The sequence below is a fragment of the Rhodopirellula maiorica SM1 genome (genome assembly GCF_000346295.1).
GTDB classification, from domain to species: Bacteria; Planctomycetota; Planctomycetia; order Pirellulales; family Pirellulaceae; genus Novipirellula; species Novipirellula maiorica.
On record NZ_ANOG01000272.1, the window covers coordinates 1 to 5,217 of the forward strand.

Sequence of the window (5,217 nt, forward strand, 5' to 3'; positions counted from 1 at the left end):
CGAGCCAATTAGGTACAAACGAGGGGACATTGGTAAGCGAACCAACCAACTATTCAAAAATTTTTAGCGCAACCGCTGCGTGATCGGAACGACCTTTGCGGCGTCCCTGTGATCACATCGTTTTTTTGTAAAAACATGACTTGGACAAACGACTTGCTTACAGAGAATGTGTACAATCGCTAACTTACGCAAAAGTTGACCAAACTGCTCCATCCCCCATCCCCCCCTTACAACGAGAGACGATCAATGAAACTGGGTATTATGAAAACAATGGCACTGGTTGCGCTGGCCGCATGGTTTGTTGCTCCCGTCGCAAACGCGGAAGACAAGCATTCACATGATCACGCTCACGCTGAATTGCCATCGTTTGGCGTTTGCGTGTTGATGCCGACCAAAGACAACAAGGCACGCGGCACGCTGCGGTTGATGCAGAAGGGCGACGAATTGGTGATCACTGGCAAAGTTCGGAACCTGACACCGGGCGAACATGGCTTTCACATCCATGAGTTTGGCGATCGCCGTGCTGCCGACGGAACTTCGGCGGGCGGTCACTTCAACCCCGAAGGCCATGATCACGGCAGTCCTGGAGCTCATAGCCACGCTGGCGACCTGGGAAATATTCTTGCCGACGATCAAGGGGTTGCCACCGTCAACGTGACCACCAAGGACACTGCATTGCACTTCATCTTGGGACGCTCCTTCGTCGTGCACGCGGGCAAAGACGATTTGCAGAGTCAACCCTCGGGCGACGCCGGCCCCCGCGTTGCCGTTGGAATCATCGGAATCGGCAACGAGAGCTTCAAAGGTTCCGCTAAGAAATAAATCGTTCCCTTTGAACGAAACCAAGTTGCTCCCCCATTCACTTGAATTTAGAAACGCTGTCGGATTTCGGTCCGGCAGCGTTTTTTTGTTCGTCAGCATTTTTGTTCGCGGCGACTCGTTGGTGAGCGTCTGATCGATCAGGTGACCTTCGCCGGCAGCAAGCGGGTGATATTTTCACGGAACGTCGCGAGCCCAATGCTTTCTCCCCGACCCTCTTGCGCAACCATCTGAATCCACTGTGTTCGGCAATGTTTGGGCAATCCAAGGGGGCCGCCTAATCGGAATAATCGGAAACACTTGTCCGCTTTTCCGGAAAGTGGAGTCAGAGTCAAGAACTTGCCGATGCTAGCATTGTTCACCTGACCTCCACCCCTTCGAATACGTCTTTCGCGTCACGTTTCCTCCCCCTTTGTTTGATGAATCCCGTCTGCCCTCACCGTCAATTGGTGCGGCGACCCTTTCGATCGAACAACGTGATGGACGAAAGACGATGTTCGACCACTAGCGTCCGAGTAATCCATGTCACAAATCGAAGAACTTTCAAGCGGCCTCGAGTCCGAAGTTGATACCGAACTTGCGGAGTCTCGCATTCGTCCGTCCAAACGAGCGACTCCTCGCAGCAATGCGGCGCAGTCACCTTTGGAAACTTATTTGCGCGAGATCAACGAGACCGCGCTTTTGTCCGCGGACGACGAAACCGAACTTGCAGCCCGAATTGCTCAGGGCGATGCGTTGGCTCGCGACCGTATGGTTCGGGCCAATTTGCGTTTGGTCGTCAACATTGCCCGTGGCTACACCGGCAAAGGCTTGGGGCTGCAAGATTTGATCGAAGAGGGCAATCTTGGTTTGTTGCGTGCCGTCGAAGGGTTCGACCCGACGATGGGAACACGCTTTAGTACCTACGCAAGCTACTGGATCAAACAGTCGATCAAGCGTGCGTTAATCAACAGCGCCAAAACCATTCGCATCCCTGCGTACATGGTCGAGCTATTGAGCAAATGGCGACGAGCGACTGCGCGTTTGAGCGAAGAGCTAGGCCGCACGCCTTCGAACGAAGAGATCGCTCGATTGCTGGGGCTTCCCAAAAAGAAGCTGCCGATCATTCGCAAAGCAATCCGTATCAGCAACAGCACGCCCCAGAGCGACCAAACCGAAGCGGGATGGTCATTGGGCGACATGGTGATGGACGAACGCTTGAAGGCTCCGGACGAGGAAATGCTTGACCATGACATCCTGCGTCATGCAATGGAATTGCTCGGAGATCTCGAAGAACGCGAAGCGACCGTATTGAAATTGCGTTTCGGACTTGGGGGCTGTGAACCCAAGACACTAAAAGAAATCGGTGCCGAATTGGGACTGACCCGCGAACGGGTTCGCCAGATTGAAACCGAAGCGCTGCGACGTTTGGCCGATGGTTTGACGGATCCGCACGAGCGATTGTTCGGCTAATCATCCCATCGTGTGATTCACGTTCGCAACGGGAACATCTCGTTGTCAGTGAAATGAGTGATCAATGGCTTCCGTTTCGTCGGGTGAGGCAGGACAGACGGAAAGCCATCGGGGTGACAAAGCTTTGCGTGACCTCCGACTAAAAACACACCCCACACTTGGGGAAACGTTTCTCTCTGCGATATGGGAACACAGCAGGAATTGGATTAGAATGGGCAACAACTAATTTTTGCCCCATCCACGCCTGTGACGCGAGTAACCAACTCGCTACCCAGGTCCCCACCTTGCTGTACTGGAGAGACGTTCGCATGCCAGTCTTGAATCCCACCTCTGCTTTTCTGCTGACGCTGCTAATTGCCGTTCCTGCCGCTGGACTTCAGGGCGAAGACAAAGAAAAAGGCAAACCAGCGAAAGAAGCCCCAGCGAAAAAAGCCGCAGCCAAAGAGGATGCCGCCAAACCGGTCCCCTCGATCTTTGCGGACCCTGGACTCGAAGCAGCCGTACGAGCCGAAGTGTTCGCCAAACGCAACAACAGCGAACCGATCACCAAAGAGGACGTTGCCAATATTTCGCGGGTGATTGGCAAAGGTAAGAAGATCAAGAGCCTCGCTGGGCTTGAGCATTGCCACGCCTTGATGCTGATCGATCTTGCCGACAACGAGATCACCGATTTGACGCCCATTGCGGAGTTGAAACGACTGCAATCGGTGACGTTGGCGAACAACAAGATCACGGACATCAAACCCCTTGCCGGTTTGACCGCGATGCAGCTGTTGGATTTGGCGGGCAACAGCGTCAGTGACACATCGCCGCTGGAAAAGATGACCAACTTGCGGACATTGTATTTGGCAAAAAACAAGCTGACCTCGATCGATGGAATCAAGAATCTTGGCAAGATTTGGTCGCTGGATCTCTCGGAGAACCAATTGACGGATCTGGAACCCGTCCGCAATTTGGGATGGCTGTCCACGCTCGATATCGCTGGTAACCAAATCAGTTCGCTTGAACCGATCACGGGTTTGCGAGAATTGAGCATGTTGATTCTGTCACGAAACAAGATCACCGATCTATCGCCGTTGGTGGAGATGTGCCGCAACGATTTTCAAGGGGAACGACGGTTCGCTCCGTTTATGCAGGTCTATGTCGGTGAGAATCCGATCGACGGCAAGAAGCTAGAAGCCCAAAGTGCAGAATTGGCCTCCTTTGGCGTCGAGGTCAATCAAAAGTAATGTGGTCCTTCTTTCGCAACCGTCGTCGACGCAGGTGGTTGGCGGTTGCGTTACCGGAACCGCAACTGCAAATCCTGAAACAGAATGTCCCTGTTTTCAACCGATTGCAGGCTGATCTGCAAAATCGAATTCTTGATTGCGTTCGCATCTTGATCGCCGAACGCAACTGGGAAGGTTGCGACGGACTCGAAGTCACGGCGGAGATGAAGACGACGATCGCGGGACATGCGGCATTTATCTTGCTCCGTTCAGGAGACTATTACTTCGACGGCGTGACGACGATCTTGGTCTATCCCGACGTGATGGTTCGAAACCACGACGGTGTACTCGAGCACACCGTCGGCGAGGCTTGGGACAACGGCGGGGTGATTTTGTCGTGGCCCGAAGTCTTGTTAGCAGCCGACCACGACGACGGACGCAACGTCGTGATTCACGAATTCGCTCATCATTTGGATGGGCTTGATGGCGAGATGGGCGGCTCCGTTTCGTTTGACAAATCCGCAGACCAAACGGCTTGGAACGATATTGCCGGCAAAGAATTCCAGCAACTCGTTCACGACGTTGATGCGGGCCGCAGGACGCTATTGGATCCGTACGGCGCGGCCAACGAAGCTGAATTTTTTGCCGTCGCCAGCGAATGCTTTTTTGAGCGGCCTCGACCGATGCAGGGTCGGCATCCGGAATTGTTCAAACTGCTAAAAACCTATTACCGAATCGATCCGACCGATTGGCATTAGGGCAGTTAGGCAGAAGTCGTTCACTTGATTAGCCGTGTTGGCCAACGCAGTGAAGCATTTATCGCCCGTGTTTTGCGAATTTTTAGCGGCAGAACGCAAGCACTCCGGCTCCTTGCCCCGCCCCAAAAAACGGAGGGCTCGCGCCGTGCCGCTACGAAATGCTTCACAGCGTTTCGTTTTGACCAACGGGATTTCACTCAAAAACTCCTGCCTGACTAGCGGAGGTTGCTGTCGCAGACCTTCACTTCGGCCCAAGTCTCTTTGTTTTCAGCGATGAACTGCAAATGCCGCTCGGCGGTTTGGTAGGCGTCGTGGGCCGCGCGATCGGCGAAAACGGTGTGCAGCGAGACATCGAAATCGTGATTAACGGGGCGAGCAAGCTCTTTGTCACGCGTTCCCACCGCGAAATCGACCAGCCCGTCGTGGTCGTTGAGATATTTCTCACAAGCTTCGACGAGCGTTTGAACGGCTTCGTCACTGCGGTCTTTCAAAGTAAAAAAAACGTGATGCGCCAATCGAGTCATAAGAAAATGCTTTGCTGAACGGTTGTGGGGAACGGTGGGAATTAACGGCTGGATTCCCCATCCAAAGTTCCTTCGAACCTTGGATGGAGCCAAGAACCGCTAAACTTAACCGCTTCAGCCTTGGTTTGAAGAGGGCTTCTTCGGATCGCGCCGCGACAAACCGGCTCGGTCCATCAAGGAGCTCTTCATCAAGTCTTCCATGTAATCATCGTCCGCAGGTGGAGGTCCAAACGCCCCCAACGCTTGCGGTTCATATTCAATCAGATACTCATGGCGTGCGATGGACACTTTGCTGTTGGGGTCGATACGCTTACGCTGGACGGGGCGACCATCGACCTTTAATCCATTTCGGCTGTTTAGGTCACGAATGAACCAATAACCATGTTCGAGAGTCAACCGGCAGTGCTGGCTTGAAACGTTGGCGAATTTCAATTGAATATCGCACTCGCTACGACG

6 protein-coding genes are annotated in these 5,217 nt (G+C 53.4%); 4 read left to right on the top strand and 2 right to left on the bottom strand.

Features of this window, described 5'->3' with window-relative positions; genetic code table 11:
- Positions 1–246: 246 nt before the first annotated feature.
- The 4 genes from RMSM_RS08665 to RMSM_RS08685 all read left to right on the top strand — a co-directional run bounded on the left by RMSM_RS08665 (position 247) and on the right by RMSM_RS08685 (position 4,237).
- A complete protein-coding gene (locus tag RMSM_RS08665) occupies positions 247–822 on the top strand; it encodes a superoxide dismutase family protein (RefSeq protein WP_144057494.1) in 576 nt (191 codons plus the stop codon).
- A 519-nt stretch (positions 823–1,341) separates the two neighbouring features.
- Entirely contained in the window at positions 1,342–2,271 is a 930-nt protein-coding gene (locus RMSM_RS08675; protein WP_008694283.1) for a sigma-70 family RNA polymerase sigma factor, read from the top strand.
- 308 nt (positions 2,272–2,579) lie between these two features.
- Positions 2,580–3,500 (top strand): leucine-rich repeat domain-containing protein, encoded by a 921-nt coding sequence (locus RMSM_RS08680; protein ID WP_008694285.1) that lies wholly within the window; start codon positions 2,580–2,582, stop codon positions 3,498–3,500.
- Positions 3,500–4,237 (top strand): M90 family metallopeptidase, encoded by a 738-nt coding sequence (locus RMSM_RS08685; protein ID WP_008694287.1) that lies wholly within the window; start codon positions 3,500–3,502, stop codon positions 4,235–4,237. The genes RMSM_RS08680 and RMSM_RS08685 overlap by 1 nt, the downstream gene beginning before the upstream one ends.
- Positions 4,238–4,452: 215 nt before the next feature.
- Here the strand turns inward: RMSM_RS08685 and RMSM_RS08690 are convergent, their stop codons facing one another.
- Positions 4,453–4,761, bottom strand: coding sequence for a Dabb family protein (locus RMSM_RS08690; protein WP_008694289.1), 309 nt, complete (start codon positions 4,759–4,761; stop codon positions 4,453–4,455).
- A 114-nt stretch (positions 4,762–4,875) separates the two neighbouring features.
- On the bottom strand, positions 4,876–5,217 hold a 342-nt coding region (locus tag RMSM_RS08695; RefSeq protein WP_040764887.1), incomplete at its 5' end, for an FHA domain-containing protein.